Annotated in this window: 11 protein-coding genes; 5 read left to right on the top strand and 6 right to left on the bottom strand. The window is 65.3% G+C overall.

Features of this window, described 5'->3' with window-relative positions:
- Positions 1–12: 12 nt before the first annotated feature.
- From XI04_RS38225 to XI04_RS38235, 3 genes are all read left to right on the top strand, one after another.
- The gene (locus XI04_RS38225) at positions 13–1,293 is read left to right on the top strand and encodes an aminomethyltransferase family protein (protein WP_173015874.1); all 1,281 of its coding nucleotides are present in this window, start codon (positions 13–15) and stop codon (positions 1,291–1,293) included.
- A 7-nt stretch (positions 1,294–1,300) separates the two neighbouring features.
- Positions 1,301–2,209, top strand: a complete 909-nt coding sequence (locus XI04_RS38230; protein ID WP_271609395.1) for a bifunctional 5,10-methylenetetrahydrofolate dehydrogenase/5,10-methenyltetrahydrofolate cyclohydrolase — start codon at positions 1,301–1,303, stop codon at positions 2,207–2,209.
- A 101-nt stretch (positions 2,210–2,310) separates the two neighbouring features.
- On the top strand, positions 2,311–3,681 hold the full coding sequence (locus tag XI04_RS38235; protein WP_157158803.1) for an MFS transporter: 1,371 nt from the start codon (positions 2,311–2,313) through the stop codon (positions 3,679–3,681).
- Between the two features lie 61 nt (positions 3,682–3,742).
- On the opposite strand, the gene XI04_RS38240 is transcribed toward XI04_RS38235, so the two are convergent.
- From XI04_RS38240 to XI04_RS38250, 3 genes are read right to left on the bottom strand one after another with little or no spacing between them, the layout of a single operon-like run.
- On the bottom strand, positions 3,743–4,327 hold the full coding sequence (locus tag XI04_RS38240; RefSeq protein ID WP_028142993.1) for a DUF1254 domain-containing protein: 585 nt from the start codon (positions 4,325–4,327) through the stop codon (positions 3,743–3,745).
- On the bottom strand, positions 4,324–4,902 hold the full coding sequence (locus tag XI04_RS38245) for a DUF1214 domain-containing protein (protein WP_038971507.1): 579 nt from the start codon (positions 4,900–4,902) through the stop codon (positions 4,324–4,326). The genes XI04_RS38240 and XI04_RS38245 overlap by 4 nt, the downstream gene beginning before the upstream one ends.
- Before the next feature lie 9 nt (positions 4,903–4,911).
- Entirely contained in the window at positions 4,912–7,200 is a 2,289-nt protein-coding gene (locus XI04_RS38250; RefSeq protein WP_038971506.1) for a transglycosylase domain-containing protein, read from the bottom strand.
- Positions 7,201–7,494: 294 nt separating this feature from the next.
- On the opposite strand from XI04_RS38250, the gene XI04_RS38255 reads away from it, so the two are divergent.
- Positions 7,495–8,010, top strand: coding sequence for a YcgN family cysteine cluster protein (locus XI04_RS38255; RefSeq protein WP_018315810.1), 516 nt, complete (start codon positions 7,495–7,497; stop codon positions 8,008–8,010).
- A 163-nt stretch (positions 8,011–8,173) separates the two neighbouring features.
- Entirely contained in the window at positions 8,174–9,757 is a 1,584-nt protein-coding gene (locus XI04_RS38260) for an MDR family MFS transporter (RefSeq protein WP_271609396.1), read from the top strand.
- A gap of 4 nt (positions 9,758–9,761) precedes the next feature.
- Here the strand turns inward: XI04_RS38260 and XI04_RS38265 are convergent, their stop codons facing one another.
- The 3 genes from XI04_RS38265 to XI04_RS38275 all read right to left on the bottom strand — a co-directional run bounded on the left by XI04_RS38265 (position 9,762) and on the right by XI04_RS38275 (position 16,851).
- Entirely contained in the window at positions 9,762–11,462 is a 1,701-nt protein-coding gene (locus tag XI04_RS38265; RefSeq protein WP_271609397.1) for an alpha/beta hydrolase, read from the bottom strand.
- A 27-nt stretch (positions 11,463–11,489) separates the two neighbouring features.
- On the bottom strand, positions 11,490–15,068 hold the full coding sequence (locus tag XI04_RS38270; protein WP_271609398.1) for a GAF domain-containing sensor histidine kinase: 3,579 nt from the start codon (positions 15,066–15,068) through the stop codon (positions 11,490–11,492).
- 94 nt (positions 15,069–15,162) lie between these two features.
- Positions 15,163–16,851, bottom strand: a complete 1,689-nt coding sequence (locus XI04_RS38275; protein ID WP_271611530.1) for a thiamine pyrophosphate-requiring protein — start codon at positions 16,849–16,851, stop codon at positions 15,163–15,165.
- Between the last annotated feature and the right edge of the window lie 54 nt (positions 16,852–16,905).

The following is a 16,905-nucleotide window of genomic DNA, read 5'->3' on the forward strand; positions in this document are numbered from 1 at the left end:
CGGAGCACGACGATGTCGACCCCCAAGGGCATGCGCAAGACACCCGAAGGCTATTTCACCTCGCGTTGGGGCCTTCCCGAATACACGGACTGGATCGACGAGAGCATGTCGTGGAAGGAGACCTGCGCGATCGGCGACTGGTCGTTCCTCTGGGAGCGGCGCTTCAAGGGACCCGATGCCCTGAAGCTTTTCTCGGATACTTCCGTCAACAGCTTCCAGAAGTTCGACATCCGTCAGTCCAAGCACGTCGTCCATACGACAAAGCAGGGAAAAGTCATCGCCGAGGGCATCCTGACGCGGTTGTCCGAAGACGAGTTCATGTTGTTCGGGCGCGGCACATTCTGGGTCGACTACATCCGCCGGCACGGCGACTACAGGGTGACGTCCGCAGCCGATGACTGGTTCAATTTTCAGGTCCAGGGGCCGACGTCGCTCGCGCTTCTTGAAAAAGTCGCGAAGCAGTCGCTGCGAGACGTCAAGTTCATGCATTCGGGCGAGATCGAGATTGCCGGTTGCAAGATGCTCGCGCTGCGACAGGGCATGTCTGGCGAGATCGGCTTCGAGCTTCAGGGGCCTATGGGGCAGGCGGCGGCCGTCTACGACGCCATCGTCGCCGCCGGCCAGGAGTTCGGCCTGCGCCGGATAGGCGGCCGCGCGATCTTCATCAACCATCTCGAGGCCTGCTTCCCGACGATCGTCACCGACTACATGCCCGCGATCTTCGACGAGGACATGAAGGAGTATGAGGATGAGTTCCGCGCAGCGATGCCGGGGTTCGCGTCGACCTTCAACATCGCAGGCAGCTTCCAGTCGGACGACGTCCGTGACTGGTACCGGAGCCCGGTCGAGCTGGGCTGGGCCAAGAACATCAAGTTCGATCATGAGTTCATCGGACGCGCGGCGCTCGAGGACGAAGTTGCCCATCCAAAGCGCGTGATCCGCACGCTCGTCTGGAACGGAGACGACGTGGCCGACGTTCACGCCTCCCTCTTTCAGAAGGAGCATGACCCGTACCAGTACATGGAGATGCCTCGCGACCAGCGCGGCTTCATGTACGCCGACCGCGTGCTGAGTGGCGGAAAGGACGTCGGCGTGACGACGTCGCGGGGATATAGCTACTTCTTCCGCGAAATGTTGTCGCTCTGCACCATCGACGTCGATCATTCCGAGATTGGCAATGAGGTCGTCGTGGTCTGGGGCGAGCCCGGACGTCGGCAAAAGCAGATCCGCGCGAAGGTGGCGCCGGCGCCCTACAAGAAGGACAACCGTCGCGCTGATCTCTCCAAGGTCTGACTTGCCCATGTCCGCGCGCATCATCGATGGAAGGGCGCTCGCTGCCGAGGTTCGGAATGAAGTGGCCAAAGGCGTCGCCGCCCTGGTTGCCGGCGGCGCGGCGGTCCCGGAGTTGGCCGTCGTGCTGATCGGCGACGACCCCGCCAGCCACGTCTATGTCTCGAACAAGGTGCGGCAGACCGAAGCTGTTGGCATGCGATCACGCCGGTTCGTGCTCGCTGCGGACACGCCGGAGCGGTTGTTGCTCGACTTGATCGAGCAGTTGAACCGCGATCCCGCGGTGAGCGGGATATTGGTTCAGTTTCCGTTGCCCCCTCAGATCGATGCCGCGCGCGTCGTGACGGCTATCCGGCCCGACAAGGATGTCGATGGATTCAATCCGTTGAACGTGGGGCGGACGGCCGCCGGAATGGAAGGCGCCTTGGTTCCGTGCACGCCTCTAGGCATCCTGCGTTTGATCAAATCGGTGCACGACAACATCGCCGGCCTCGGAGCACTGGTCGTGGGAGCATCGAACGTCGTGGGCCGGCCGATGGCGCGGCTGCTGTTGCAAGAGATGTGCACGGTCTCCATCGCGCATGTTCGGACCACCGATCTGGAACGGCGCTGCAGGGAAGCCGACATCCTCGTTGTCGCAACCGGCGTTCCAGGCCTGATCCGCGGTCATTTCATCAAGCCGGGCGCAACGGTCATCGACGTCGGCATCACTCGTATCAAGTCCGGTTCAGGAGCCCAGAGGCTTGTCGGCGATGTCGCTTTCGACGAGGCGATTGAGGTCGCCGGCGCGATCACGCCTGTCCCGGGCGGCGTCGGGCCGATGACCATCGCGTGTCTGCTCGCCAACACGTTGGGCGCGGCCCGAATGGAAGCCGCCCGGTCGAAGGCGAAACAGGCGGACGTGACGTCGGCTGCCTGACTGGAGCCCCGGACCAACGTGCCTGGCGAGAATTGGGCGGCCGAGTTGCGGTCGCCCAAGCAGAGATATTCGAAAGCGTTTACAAAAGGGGGAGAACGAACGTGACGACACAGGTCCTGGACGCACCGCAGCAGCGGGTTATCGACATCGGTTCGCTCGCAGAGGAGGGGACGTGGAACGCCTCGCGAAAGCAGGTGCTCCTGCTCTGCGCTCTCGCCATCGTCCTCGACGGTCTGGACAATCAAATTCTCGGCTTCGCCATACCATCGATGATCAAGGAGTGGAGCGTCACGCGCAGCGATTTCGCTCCGGCCCTCGCGTTGGGCTTCGTGGGCATGACGATCGGCACGCCGATCGGGGGCGTCGTCGGCGACTGGCTCGGACGCAAGGTTGCCCTCATCGCATCCGTCTTCCTGTTTGGTGCGGCGACCTTTGCGATTGCGGTCGCTCATGGTGTCGGCGAGGTCGGCTTGTATCGTTTCCTGGCGGGCCTTGGACTTGGCGGTGCCCTTCCGGCGGCGACCGCGTTGATCGCAGAATTCACGCCTAGGCGAAATCGCAGTCTTTCCGTGATGCTGGGCATTGTCTGCATCCCCATCGGAGGCATGATTGGTGGCCTGATCGCCGCTCAGTTGCAGCCCGAATATGGTTGGCGCATGCTCTTCGTGGTCAGCGGCGTGTTGCCGGTGATTGTCGCAGCGGTCCTGATGTTCGCACTGCCGGAATCGCCGCAATATCTATTGGCGCGTGGCGCTGACATGGAAAAGGTGGCGAAATCCGTTCGGATCCTGGACCAGGCCGCTGCCACTTCCAAAGCCTTCATCGACCGGCGCGACGTCGGTGTCGAACGTGCTTCGCTCACCGCATTGTTCGCTGCCGGATTTCGTCGTACGACGACGGCGCTCTGGATCGCGTTCTTCTTCTGTTTGTTGCCGGTCTACGTCCTCTACGCGTGGGCTCCCACTCTTTTGACCGGCAAGGGTTTTGACGTGCAGACGGCGAGCTTCGGTCTGGCACTGTTCAACTTCGGGGGCGTCGGTGGCTGCATCGTCACCGGTTGGGCGATCGGCAGGTATGGAACGCGCGTTGCGATCCTGACTGTTGCCGGCGCAGCAACCATCGGCGCAGTGATCCTGGCATCGATACCGCTATCGACCGAAACCCAGCCGCTGCTCATGGCTCTCTTGTGCATCGAAGGCTTTTGTCTGCTCGGCGCGCAGGGCTCTCTCTATGCGCTGGCGGCCCACATCTATCCGACGAACGTCCGCTCGACCGGTGTCGGTGCGGCAGCCGGCTTCGGTCGGGCCGGGGCCATTGTCAGCGCGTATGTCGGCACATTCGCACTCAACTACGGTGCGACCATGTTCTTCGCCGTCATCGCCTTCTGCGTCGCGATTACGTTCATCGCGGTGGCGGTCATCGATATGCATCAGGCCGCGATGAAAGCCGAAACGGCGAGTTCCGGCATCTGAGGAGATGCATCCGCTACTGTGCATTCGCGCTTTTGTTTTGCGAACGCCTGAACAGCCCCGCTCAGCGCCGGCCGCGCGGGGCCTCGGCCTTGGCCGGCGGCTCGGTCTGCGGGCCGCAGCTCGCGGCCGCAAGCGTCGCCTGCGCCTGCGGCATCAGGCCGGGCTCGGGGGCGAGCGCCTTCATCACGATCAGGCCGGTGGTGCTGGGGGAATCGATGATCAGGCGGTCGGCGGCGGTGACCTCTTCGTCCTCGGGCAGCTCGTTGTGCTGCGCTTCCGTCATCAGGTCGAGCTCGATCACCTTGCGGCCCGCCGAGCGGTCGTTGATGGCGTAATAGGCGATCTCGTTGCGGGTGTAGAACGACACCGAGGTGTAGGCCTGGCTCACCGGCACCGTCAGCTTGATCGGCCCGCTTGTGAGGTCATACCGGCAGATCGCCAGCGCAAAGGCCGGGTCCATGAACGGCATCGGTGACGTCTGCGGATCGGCGAGGGGAAGCTGGCTGACGCCATTGAGCTTCGTCATCGGCGTCAGTCGCGAATAGGCATCCTGCGTCGCGATCCGCGGCAGCGCCAGCACGCTGACGAGGTGGACCACGAGGCCCAGCACCACGCCGGCAACGACGGTGAACAAGAGGCGGATCATGAGCAGCCCGCCGTCGTGATGGTGGGCATCGGCGCATCGCGCTGGGTGCGCGTGGCAACGCCGACCGGGGTGTCGTAGAGCCGCAGCATCAAGGCGTAGCGCTCGATGCCGCCGGTCGGCAGCCAGTTGCCGGCGCGCGAGCGCGAGGCGATGCGGATCTCGAACGAACCGTCCGACTGCCGCACGATCTCCTGGCTGGTGAAGCCGTAGCGCTGCAGCGAATTGGCGACGAGATGGCCCTTGCGGTCGTACAGCGTCAGCGTCCAGAACCGCGCCGGCGGCGTCACGCCGGAGACGATCACGTCGCAGCGGCCGTCGAGCGCCTTCTTCTTGTCGTCGGTGGTGGCGGTGAAGGCGACGCCGTCGCCGGTGCCGATCGGCAACTCGCCGTTGCGCACGATGGTGGCGCGCGAATAGGGATCGACGTCGGCGGTGCCGGTGCGCGGCCGCGCGGTCCAGGCGCCGATGGTCAGCGCGCCGATCTCGGTGCCGCGCGTCGTCGTCATCCAGGTCGCGCCCAAGCCGACCACCGTCGCGAGCAGAAGGGCCGTCAATGTGATCAGGATCAGCCGCACTTGTTTCGATCAGTTCTTGCGCGGGGCGGAGGCGTTGGCATTCTCTTCCGCATAGTTCTGCGGGAAGGCGAGCGCGCTCGTCGCCGAGGGCGGCCTCGCCGCCTTGGCGTCGGCATCCGCCGATTTCTTCGCCGTCTTGGCGGCGTCATCCAGCAGCTTCTCGACGCGCACCAGGATGTCGGCGCCGCGCTTGGTCAGCACCGGCGGCGGACCCGGCTTGGTCTCCAGCACCTTCGGCGCCGCGTTGGCCTGCGCGTTGCTCACATGCTGCGGCGGCAGCTTCTGGCCCATGCCGATGCCGGGGATCTCCCGGACCTCGACGCCCTGATGCGCCGCGAGCATGATGTCGTGCCAGGTCTGCGCCGGCAGCGAGCCGCCGGTCATGCGGTTGGTCGGCGAGTAGTCGTCGTTGCCGTACCAGACCGCGCAGGTGAAATTGCCGGTGTAGCCGACGAACCAGGCGTCGCGATACGCGTTGGTCGTGCCGGTCTTGCCCGCGGTCGGAATGCCGTCGAGCGCGGCACGGCGCGCGGTGCCTTCGCTGACGACGTGGCTCATCATGCCCGCCATGTCGGCGGCCACGGAGGCGGGGATCGCCTGCCGCGGCTTCGGCCCGTCGCGGTCCCAGCGCCAGACGAGGTCGCCGGCGCCGGTGCGCACTTCGAGCACCGAATGCGGCGTCACCGCCTTGCCGCGGTTGGGGAAGGTCGCGTAGGCGACCGCGTGCTCGAGCACGGTGACTTCGTCCGAGCCGATCGGCAGCGACGGCGTGTCGGGCAGCGGCGCCTTGAGGCCGAAGCGGCGCGCGACCTCGACGATCTTGGCGCGGCCGATCTTGGCCGGGTTCGGCGCCTTCGGCTGCTCCTTCTGGCCGATCGCGATCGACAGCTTCACCGGCACGACGTTGATAGAGCGCGTGATCGCCTGCGTCAGCGTCACCGAGCCGGAATAGGAATGGCCATAGTTCTGCGGGCACCAATTGCCGATGCAGACCGGGCCGTCGACCACAATCGAGTTCGGCGTAAAACCGTTCAGCAGCGCGGTGGTGTAGACGTAGGGCTTGAACGAGGAGCCCGGCTGGCGGTAGGCGTCGGTGGCGCGGTTGAACTGGCTGGCGCCATAGTCGCGGCCGCCGACCATGGCGCGGATGCCGCCGTCGAGATCGGACACCACGGTCGCCGCTTGCGTTGCGTGATAATCGCGGCCGAACTGGCGCAGCTGGTTCTCGACCGCGTCTTCGGCGGCCTTCTGCACGTTGGTGTCGATGGCGAGGCGCACCACGAAGACGCGCTCGGTGTAGGACTTCGGGAAAGTGTCGACCAGCTTGCGCATCTCGTCGAAGGCGTAGTCGAGATAGTAGTTCGGCGAAGCCTCGTCGCGGCGATCGACCGCGAAGGCCGGATTGCGACGGGCGCCGAACACCTGGCCCTCGGTCATGAAGCCGGCATCGACGAGGTTGTCGAGCACGACGTTGGCGCGGGCGCGGGCGGCGGGCAGGTTGATGTGCGGGGCGTATTTGGTCGGGGCCTTGAACAGGCCGGCGAGCATCGCAGCTTCCGCCAGCGTCACGTCGCGCGCGGACTTGTTGAAGTAGAAATGTGCCGCGCCGTCGACGCCGAAGGTGCCACCGCCCATATAGGCGCGGTCCAGATAGAGCTTGAGGATCTCGTTCTTGGTCAGGCGCCATTCCAGCCAGACCGCGAGGAAGGCCTCGTTGACCTTGCGCTCGATGGTGCGCTCGTTGCTGAGGAACAGGTTCTTGGCGAGCTGCTGGGTGATCGAGGAGCCGCCCTGGCGGACGCCGCCGGCCTGCGCGTTGGTCACGAGCGCGCGCGCGGTGCCGGCGATGTCGATGCCGAAATGCTCATAGAAGCGACGGTCCTCGGTCGCCAGCGTCGCCTTGATCAGCACGTCCGGGAAATCTTCCAGCGGGATCGAGTCGTTGTGCTTGATGCCGCGGCTGCCGATCGGGTTGCCGTAGCGGTCGAGGAAGCTCACGGCGAGATCGGACTTCTTCAGCCAGTCCTCGTCCGCGGTCTCGCGGAAGGCGGGGATGGCGAGGGTGAGCATCACGACCAGGCCGCCGAGGCCGAGGGTGGCGGCCTCCGACAGCGGCTCGATGAACACCCAGCGCTTCCAGCGTCCGACATAGAAGCGGTCCATGAAGGTCGAGTAGCGCTCGTAGAGCTCGCGGATGCCCTTGGCCGAGGAGAACAGCGAGGAGTCGATGCGCGCATCGAGGTCCAGGAAGAAATTCCGGACCTTCTGCTTCCAATGCGGTGGTATGATCTGGCGCACCTAGAACCCTTGAGGCTTGGTTCGAAAGCGTTCAAGCACCCGGCCGGGGGCGGCATCGAGACGTCTTGAGGGAATGTTGCGGCAAACCCAAGGCGCCCGGCCAGCATCCGAGGGGCTTGCTGTTCCTTCTAGCCGAGCGGGGCCCATAAACCAATGGTCACGCTCGCGATTTTGAACAACAGGCCTAATTGACCCCGGATCATTACGGGCCTCAAAGGTGGGTTGCTTGCACCACCCCGGCCGCACGCCCTAGATGGCTCGAGCCGTAGCTCTTTTGAACTTTTGTTGAGGCGCATGACCGCAGTTCCCAAACGACCTTCAGGCCAGGAAGGATTCTTCTGGAAAACCAAGACGTTGGAAGAGATGTCGGCGGGCGAATGGGAAAGCCTGTGCGACGGCTGCGGGCGCTGCTGCCTGAACAAGCTCGAGGACGAGGACACCGGGCAGATCTATTTCACCCATATCGGCTGCAAGCTGCTCGATGGGATGAGCTGCGCCTGCAAGGACTATCCGAATCGCTCCGACAAGGTTCCGGACTGCGTCCGCCTGACGCCAGCCAATGTCCGCACCCTGAACTGGCTGCCGCCGAGCTGCGGCTACAAGCTGGTCGCCGAAGGGCGCGATCTCTATTGGTGGCATCCGCTGGTCTCCGGTGATCCCAACACCGTGCATGACGCCGGCGTCTCCGTGCGCGGACGGGTGGAAGGCAGCGAGGACGAGATCCCGGACGAGGAGCTCGAGGACCACATCGTGCAATGGCCGGCGCTGCTGCCGAAACGAGCCCGCCTGAAGCGACGTCCGAAGGACTGAACCGCCGTCAGGTCTTGCGCGGAGATCACGTCTTCGGGATGGCCCGGGGGCGGGATGCACCCATGCGCCGCGGCGTCTGCCTGGGAAGAACTTTGCTGTCTACATTGGGCTGCATAGAACGAATCCTTCGCGGTGTTGCGCCGCCCCACGACGTCCGAGCGAGATGAACAAGTTCGACCGGCAGAGCAGTTCTGCCGACATCCAGACTTTGCCTGACGATATCGCCGAGGAGCTGTCCCGGCTTCCCAGCGAAGTCATCAGCGTCGATGATGCGCCCTCCATCGCGCCGCCGGTGCCGCTGTCGCAGGACGAGGTCCGCACCATCGTCATCAGCCTGATGCTGACGATGTTCCTGGCCGCCCTCGACCAGACCATCGTGGCGACCGCGTTGCCGACCATCGGCCGCCAGTTCCAGGACGTCTCCAATCTCTCCTGGGTCATCACCGCCTATCTGCTCGCCTCGACCGCGGTCGCGCCGGTGTTCGGCACGCTCAGCGATATCTACGGCCGCCGCGTCATGATCATCATCTCGCTCAGCCTGTTCGTGGCGGGCTCGGTGCTGTGCGCAGTCGCGCCGAACATGCCGATGCTGATCCTGGCGCGCGGCCTTCAGGGGCTCGGCGGCGGCGGCATCATGCCTGTCGTGCAGACCGTGATCTCGGACGTCGTCTCCCCGCGCGAGCGCGGCCAGTACCAGGCCTATTTCTCCAGCGTCTGGATGGTCGGCGGGATTTTGGGCCCGGTCATCGGCGGTGTGTTCGCCGAGCATCTGCACTGGTCGATGATCTTCTGGATCAACCTGCCGCTCGCGGCCGCGGCCATCGTGATGCTGCTGCCGAAGATGAAGAAGATCCCGGTGTTCCACCGCAAGCGCAAGGTCGATTGGCTCGGCGGCGTTTTGCTGATGGCGTCCGCCGTCGTCTTCATGCTGGTGCTGACCTGGGGCGGTACGCGCTATCCCTGGCTGTCGCCGACCGTGCTGGCGATGGTGGGCGGTGCCGTCGCGCTCGCCGTCAGCTTCGTGTGGCACGCCCGGCGGGCCGACGAGCCGTTCCTGCCGTTGAAGCTGCTGACCGGATCGGTCGCGCCGTTCGCGCTGACTGCCGGCGGCTGCGGGCTCGGGGCGATCACCGGCCTCACCGTGCAGCTGCCGCTGTATTACGAGTCGGTCTACCATTTGAGCGCAAGCGAGGCCGGCCTTGCGCTGATCCCGCTCGCGGCGGTCTCGACCGTCGGTGCGGCCGTCGCCGGCCGCACCATGGCGCGCGCAAAACACTACAAGCGCGTCGCGATCATCGGCACGTCCTGGGCCGCGCTGTGCGGCCTCGGCCTCACGCTCACCACTCTGCCGCTGTGGGGCTTGCTCACGCTGATGGCGGCGTTCGCGCTCGGGCTCGGCACCACCTTCCCGGTGTGCGTGGTCTCGCTGCAGAACTCGGTCGCGCGCCCGCAGGTCGGCACCATCACCGGCGCGATGAACTTCTTCCGCTCGCTGATGTCATCGTTCACGGTCGCCGCGTTCGCCGCGATCCTGCTGATCGCGCTCGGCATCGACGTTCCGCTCGCCGGCGAGCACCACGCCGCGGGCGCCGTCGCCATTCCCGCTGAGGACATGCGCCACGCGTTCCGCTACGTGTTCGGCGCCGCCACCGCGCTGATGACCATTGCCGCGCTGTGCCTGATCGCGATGGAGGAGCGGCCGCTGGCCGGTCCCGCCACGGCGCAGCCGGTGGAGATGGCGGAGTAGGCGCCTAGCCGCCGCGGTCGGAATCGTCGTCGGCATTGCCTGCGCCCGTCGTCCGGGCTTTCGCCGCAAGCTGCGCTTTGAGCTGTGCCAGCGCCTCGGCGGACCAGTCATGGACATCGGTCACCGCGATCCAGGCATCGACATAATGCTCGGGCGCATAGACATGGCCAAAGCCCATCGGCGTGTTGGTCGCAACCGCCATGTCGAGGGCGAGCTGGAGCATCGTCACGATCGGATACCATCGCAGCTCCGGTGACACGTCCGGCCCGCGCGGCGCGCTCATCCAGGCCGGGGCCTGGTAGGCATCGCGATAGGCGAAGAAGGTGATCGCGTCGCTGGCATATTGCAGGTAGACGACGCGCATCGGACCCCACGGCGCGTCTGCCGGAACCGTCGGTCCGTTCTGGTTCATGAAGCGCACGAAGCGGTTGTCGCGGAATTGCGGCAGCCACGCCGGCGATCCCGGATTGCGGTTCGCCGTGATCGAGCGCCACAGGCGGCTCTCGAACGGCGCCCCGCTCCATAGCGCGCCGGCGATGGGATCGCCGATCATCTCGAACAGTTCCGCGGATTTCTCCGAATTCATGGCGCCGAGGCTGAGCCCGTGCAGATACAGCTTCGGCCGCTTGTCCCTCGGCAGCGTCGTCCAATAGCCGTAGATCTCCGCGAACAGCGCGCGCGCCGCCTCCGCGCCGTATTCGGGCTGAAACAACAGCGACATCGGGCTGTTGAGATAGGAGTACTGCATCGCAACGCTGGCGACGTCGCCATGGTGGAGATATTCGACCGTGTCCATCGCAGCAGGGTCGATCCAGCCGGTGCCGGTCGGCGTGACGACGATCAGGATCTTGCGATCAAAACCGCGCTGGCGCTTGAGCTCCTCGAGCGCAAGCCTGGCGCGCGCCTGCGCGGTGGCGCCGCCGGCGAGGCCGACATAGACCCGGACCGGGTCCTGCGCCGGCCTTCCGCTGACGGCGCTGATCTCGGTTGCGTTCGGACCCGAGGCAATGAACCGGCGTCCTGTGCGTCCGAGTTCGTTCCACTTCACCAGCGACGCCGGGCTTCCCGTCCGATCGGCGGCGGTCGGTTGCGGCCGCTCGGGCTCGTGCAAGGCGTCGAGCTCGCGGAAGGACGAATCGAGTGCGCGAAACGCCGTGTTGATCAGGACCTTGCTGGCGATCGACCAGAGCAGCAGGCCTGCGGCGAGTACGCCGATGACGTTGGCGAGTTTCCGCGGAATGACGCGCCTCATATGCGTGGCGAGGAAGCGGGCGAGGAGTGCGAACAGCCGTCCCAGCACCAGCAGCACGACGAAACTGACCAGGGCGATGACGCAGACCTTGAGCGGATGCGCGGTCTCGACCGGCGCCATCTTCATCACGGCGCGGATCGAGTTCTGCCATTCGGCTGCGCGCCACAGGAAGACGATGACGACGAGCAGGCAGGCGGCTGCCGCCAGCGCATTCGCAATCGATCTGGCGCGCGCCGAAGGCTCGGGCAGCTCGAGATAGTGCCACAGCCGCCGCCACAGCACGCCGGCGAAATAGCCGATCGCAAAGCAGCCGCCGGCGAGGACACCTTGCGTGAGATAGCTCCTGGGGATCAGCGTCGGCGTCAGTGCAGCCGCGAAGAACAGCGCACCGAGCATGAGGCCGACGCCGGATAGCGAGAGGAGTTGTCGCCGAATGAACCGCGCCAGATTCATCAAAACGCCTCCCGGGCGAAGTTGTCCTCAGGGCTTGTCTGAAACGCTGCTCTTGCGCGGCAGCACAATCGTGAATTCGGTGAACTCGCCGGGCGTGGTCGCGACGTCGATCGTGCCGCCATGCTGCTTCACCACGATGTCGTGGCTCATCGACAGCCCGAGGCCGGTGCCTTCACCGGCCGGCTTGGTGGTGAAGAATGGATTGAACATCTTCTCCTTCACCTCGTCCGGGATGCCCGTGCCGTTGTCTCGGATGCGGATCTCGACGTGATCGCCGCGGTCGCGGGTCGCGGCGGTCACGACCGGCTCGTAACCCGTCGCCGCGGTCTCCGCCTTGCGCCTGGCGACCGCATGGAATCCGTTTCCGATCAGGTTCAGCAGCACCCGGGTGATCTCCTGCGGGAACACATCGGCCGAGCCTGCCGCCGGATCGAGCTCGCGCTTCAGCGTCACGTCGAACTGCGGCTTCTCGGCCCGTGCGCCGTGATAGGCGAGGTTGAGGCTCTCCTCGACCACGGCGTTGACGTCGCTCAACCGATGCTCGCCGCCGCCCTCGCGCGAATGCAGCAGCATGTTCTTGACGATGGAATCGGCGCGCCGTCCATGCTGGACGATTTTCCCGAGATTGTCCTTGAGAAGCCCTGTGAGCTCGTCGACTTCGCTGCGGACATCACCGGCGAGCGTCACGGGCGCGAGCACCTCGTTCAGTTCGTCGGTCAGCTCGGCGGACAGCGAGGCAAAATTGTTGACGAAGTTGAGCGGGTTCTTGATCTCATGCGCGATGCCGGCGGTGAGCTGGCCGAGGGAGGCGAGCTTCTCGGTCTGGACCAGCCGATCCTGCGCCGCGCGCAAATCGTCGAGCGACTTCGCAAGCTCCCGCGTGCGGTCCTGCACTTCGTCGAAGAGGCGCACATTCTCGATCGCGATGACGGCCTGGTCGGCGAAACTGGTAACGAGTTCGATTTGCTTTTCGCTGAACGGCCGGATCGCGCGACGTGCGAGAACAATAGCGCCAACAGTGCTGCCTTCGCGCAGCAGGGGTACACCCAGGAAGCTACGCGGATTTCCGCTCAATTCCTGGCCTTCAAAGGAGTAATCGGGGTCCTCGAGCACATCGGTGACATGAACAACCTTGTCGCCGAGCAGAGTCCTGCCCGTGATGGTACGCCTATCCGGCCGGACCGGAAGATCTCTTACATATTCGACGAATTTGGCTGGAAAGCCGTAGGAGCCCGCCCGGAAATAGGTGCTGCCGGATTTGCGGGTAATCGCCGCCATATCGGCCTCGCATAGTCGCGCGGCCGATTCGACCAGCGTATCGAGCACGGCCTGCAAGTCGAACGCCGAGCGGCTGATAACCTTGAGCACGTCGGCAGTCGCCGTCTGTTGTTGCAGCGACTCGGTCAAATTCTCGGTGCGCTGACGCAATTCACCGAGCAGCCGCGCGTTCTCGATGGCGATCACGGCTTGCGCCGCGAACTGCTTCAGCAAGGTGATCTGCTTCTCCGAGAAGGGTCGGTTCTCCTGCCTGAAGATCATGACGTTGCCGACCACGCGTTCGTCCTGGAGCAACGGCACCGCGAGCAGGCAGCGGGCGCCGCCGAGATCGACCAGCGCCCGACGATTCGGCTCACCGCTGCGATAGACGTCCGACTCCAGCAGGTCGACGATTTCGACGAACGGTTCGCCCTTCAAAAGACGCGCCGGCGCAGTGGCCGGACCATAGTTGAGGGGCGCCTTGCGCCGGAATTCATCGTAGGCAGGCGGCAGGCCGTAAGTGGCGGCCGTGCGGAACTGCATGCCGTCGTAGGTGTTGAGCACGCCGAAACTGGCGCCGCAGAGCTGCATTGCCTTGCTGAGCATCGCCTCGAATACCGGCGCGAGATCCCCGGCCGATCGGCTGATGACGCTGAGCACCTCCGATGTCGCGGTCTGCTGCTCCAGTGACTCTGCAAGTTCGTGCGTCCGCGCCTGCACCTCGTTGAACAGGCGCGTGTTCTCGATGGCGATCACCGCCTGGTCGGCAAAGGTCTGGAGCAGGGCGATCGCCTTGTCCGGGAAAGGACCGGCCTCGGGCCGCGTCACGCCAATGGTGCCGATCGCAACGCCGTCGCGCAGCATCGGGATCACGAGGATGCTGCGATAGCCTCTGGTGCGCGCGAGCTCCTTCATGGCGTCCGTGAGGTCGCCTTCGTTCTGCATGTCGCTGCGGAATGCGAACTTTCCGCTCGTCGCCACCCGGCTGTGAATGCCGGATGCCGCCAGCGGCGCCGGGAATGAGCTGAGCAGATCCGCGTTGCCGGCCTCGTTGTCGGTGGTGAAGGCCGCCAGGTGCAGCAGGCCGTCGATGACGCGGGTGACGGCGGAGGAATGTCCGCCGATCAGCGCCTTGGCGCTGTCGGAGATGGCCTGGAACACCGGCGTGACGTCGGCAGGCGAAGCCGCGATCACCTTGAGGATGTCGGCGGTCGCGGTCTGACGCTCCAACGCCTCCCGCGTCGCATTGAACAGGCTGACATTCTTGATCGCGATCACCGCCTGATCGGCGAAGGTCTGCAGCAGCCGCACATGATGCTCAGTGAAGGCGCCGGTCGCACGGCGCGTTGTGATGATGATGCCGATCGCTTCGCCCTCGCTCATCAGCGGCGCGAACAGCATGCTGCGATAGCCGCGGGCGCGGGCGATGTCGCGGGCGGCCGGCTCGAGCTCGGTGTCGGGCAGTTGCGCCGCCGCACCCTTGGCCACGAGCTGGTAGGGCGGGAACTGCGCGAACGGCACCGGGAACGAGGCCTGCAGCACACGATCGCCGGCCGGATCTGTCGGCGTGAAGGCGGCAAGGTGCGCAGCACCGTCGACATAGCGCAGCACGGCCGTGGAGAAGCCACCGATCAGCCGGTTGGCGTTGGCCGCAATGGCCTCGAACACCGGCTGCACGTCCGAGGGCGAGGCCGCCATCACCTTCAAAATGTCCGCCGTGGCGGTCTGGCGCTCCAGTGCCTCGCGCGTCGTGTTGAACAGCCGTGCATTCTCGATCGCGATCACGGCCTGGTCGGCAAGGGTCTGGAGCAGCTGCACGAGGTCGGGCGTGAACGCGCCCGGCTCGGCGCGGGTGACGCTGATCATGCCGACCGGCGTACCCCGGTTCATCAGCGGCATGAACAGCACGCTGCGGAAGCCGCGCAGCCGTGCCAGATCGCGGTTCAGCTGCGGCACGTCGGCGGCTTCGCTGTCGGGAAACTGGATCGTCTCGCCGCCACGCACCAGCGCAAAGGTCGGAAACTCCGCGATCTTGCGCGGGAACGACGCCTTGAGCCCTTCGTCCGCTTCCGGACTGGTCGGCGTGAACGCCACGAGATGCAGCTCGTCGCCGATGAATTGAAGCACGGTGGCGGAGAAGCCGTCGAGCAAGCGCTTGGAACTCGACGCGATCGCCTCGAACACCGGCCGGGCATCGGAGGGCGAGGCCGCGATGGTGCGCAGGATCTCGGCGCTGGCGCTTTGGCGATCCCGCGCAGTCGCGAGCTCACTGCGCAGCTGCGCGGTTTCGGCTGCGGCCGACAGCAATCGGCGCTCGAGTTGTTCGATTTCGTTGGAAGGGGACGTCATTCCTGATCCGGCTCGATGCCGCGACATGCGCGGCACCTGCCCGGATTATCACATCTTCCGCGCCCTGAGCCAGCGGTTGCGGCGGAGGCCCATCTCACGTCCCCGGCCGCGACACCTCCGTCTCCTTGCTGGTGATGAACTCCAGCAGCACCGGAATGCCTTCCTTCGTCTTCTGGATGCCGCGTTTGATCGCGGGGATGATGTCCTCTGGCCTCGTCACCCGCTCGCCATAGCCCCCGAAGGCCCGCGCCATCGCGGCATAGTCGCCGGAGATGTCGGTCGAGCGATATTTTTCGGTCGAGACCGGCATCACCTTCAGCTCGATCGCCATCGAGAAATTATTGAGCAGGATCGACATGATCGGGATGCGCTCGCGCACTGCGGTCTCGAAATCCATGCCGGTGAAGCCGATCGCCGCATCGCCCCAGACATTGATGCAGAGCTTGTCGGGCTTTGCGAGCTTGGCGCCCATGGCAAGGCCAAGGCCGTAGCCGAGTTGCGTCGTCTTGCCCCAGCCGAGATAGGTGAGGGGTTTCGTCGATTTCCAGAACGGGGAGAGCTGGTCGCGCGGACTGCCGGCATCGTGCGTGATGATGGTGTTGTCGATGTCGACGGTGTGTTGCAGGTCCCATAGCACGCGATAGGGGCTCAAGGGGGCGTCATTGCTGGTGAGCTTCGGCATCCATTTCGCCAGCCACTCCTTGTGCGAGGCCGCGATCTCGGCCGCGACCGCGGAGGCATCACGGTCCGCGGTGACGGACTTGCCGACCTCCTCCAGCAGCGCGTCGAGCACGAGGCCGGCGTCGCCGACGAGGCCGATTTTCGCCTCCACATCCTTGTTGAGATGATTGGGGTCGAGCGTGGAATGGATGATGGTCTTGCCCTGCGGCATCGCGATGCCGAAGTTGGTCTCGGTGAAGGAGCAGCCGATGCCGAGGATGACGTCGGCCTCGGCGAGGAATTTTGGCACCGCGCGCGGCACCGCGAGGCCGCCGGAGCCGAGCGAGAGCGGATGCGTTTCCGGGAACGAGGATTTGCCCCCTAAGCTGGTGGTGACGGGGATTGCCAGCCGCTCCGCGAGCCGCTGCAACTGCGGCCAGGCCTGCGCGTAATGCACGCCCTGGCCGGCATAGATCACCGCGCGCTTGGCGTTGACGAGCAGGCCGGCCGCCTCCTTCACATGCACGGGGTCGGCGCCGTAGCGGGTGCGCAGCACCGGCGTGTAGTCGAGCGGCTCCGGCACCTCCTCGTTCCACATGTCGGAGGGGATTTCGACGATCACGGGGCCGCCGCGGCCGTTCTTCAGCTTGGTGAAGGCGCGGCGGAAGATGTTGGCGACCTCGGTCGCCAGAATGATCGGCTCGGACGATTTCGCGAAGGGCTTCATCGCCTCGCTGGAATTGAAGTTCGGCTCGATATGCGCCAGCCGGCGCTGATAGCCCATCGGCAACACCAGGACGGGAACGGACTCGCCGAAGCATTGCGCGACGCCGCCCATCGCGTTCTCCGCGCCGGGCCCATGCTGCATGCAGAACGCGCCGATGCTGCGTCCCGACGTCACCCGCGAGATCGCATCCGCCATGTGGATGCCGACGCGCTCCTGCCGCACCATCACAGGGCGGATCTCGGCCTTGGCGGCGTGCTCGATCAGATGGTTGACGGGATAGCCGCAGAGGATCTCGATCCCCTCGCGCCGCATGATTTCCGCAATGGCGGTGCCGAGCTTCATGGCGTGTCTCTCCCGGGGGCAGGCCGGTTGATCCGGCGTTGGGGGAGAGAGGATCAGGAAATCGGGGGAGGGTAAAGTGTGGGGACGCGAAGGAGGCGGTAGGTCAGC

Origin of the sequence: Bradyrhizobium sp. CCBAU 11430, from assembly GCF_028128855.1 — a bacterium.
In the GTDB taxonomy this organism is placed as follows: Bacteria; Pseudomonadota; Alphaproteobacteria; order Rhizobiales; family Xanthobacteraceae; genus Bradyrhizobium; species Bradyrhizobium ottawaense.

Bases quoted from the DNA above. Each gene is read 5' to 3' on its own strand.
- XI04_RS38265 (WP_271609397.1), bottom strand. From the start codon at position 11,462: ATGAATCTGGCGCGGTTCATTCGGCGACAACTCCTCTCGCTATCCGGC.
- XI04_RS38255 (WP_018315810.1), top strand. From the start codon at position 7,495: ATGACCGCAGTTCCCAAACGACCTTCAGGCCAGGAAGGATTCTTCTGG.
- XI04_RS38260 (WP_271609396.1), top strand. From the start codon at position 8,174: ATGAACAAGTTCGACCGGCAGAGCAGTTCTGCCGACATCCAGACTTTG.
- XI04_RS38270 (WP_271609398.1), bottom strand. From the start codon at position 15,068: ATGACGTCCCCTTCCAACGAAATCGAACAACTCGAGCGCCGATTGCTG.
- XI04_RS38240 (WP_028142993.1), bottom strand. From the start codon at position 4,327: ATGATCCGCCTCTTGTTCACCGTCGTTGCCGGCGTGGTGCTGGGCCTC.
- XI04_RS38225 (WP_173015874.1), top strand. From the start codon at position 13: ATGTCGACCCCCAAGGGCATGCGCAAGACACCCGAAGGCTATTTCACC.
- XI04_RS38230 (WP_271609395.1), top strand. From the start codon at position 1,301: ATGTCCGCGCGCATCATCGATGGAAGGGCGCTCGCTGCCGAGGTTCGG.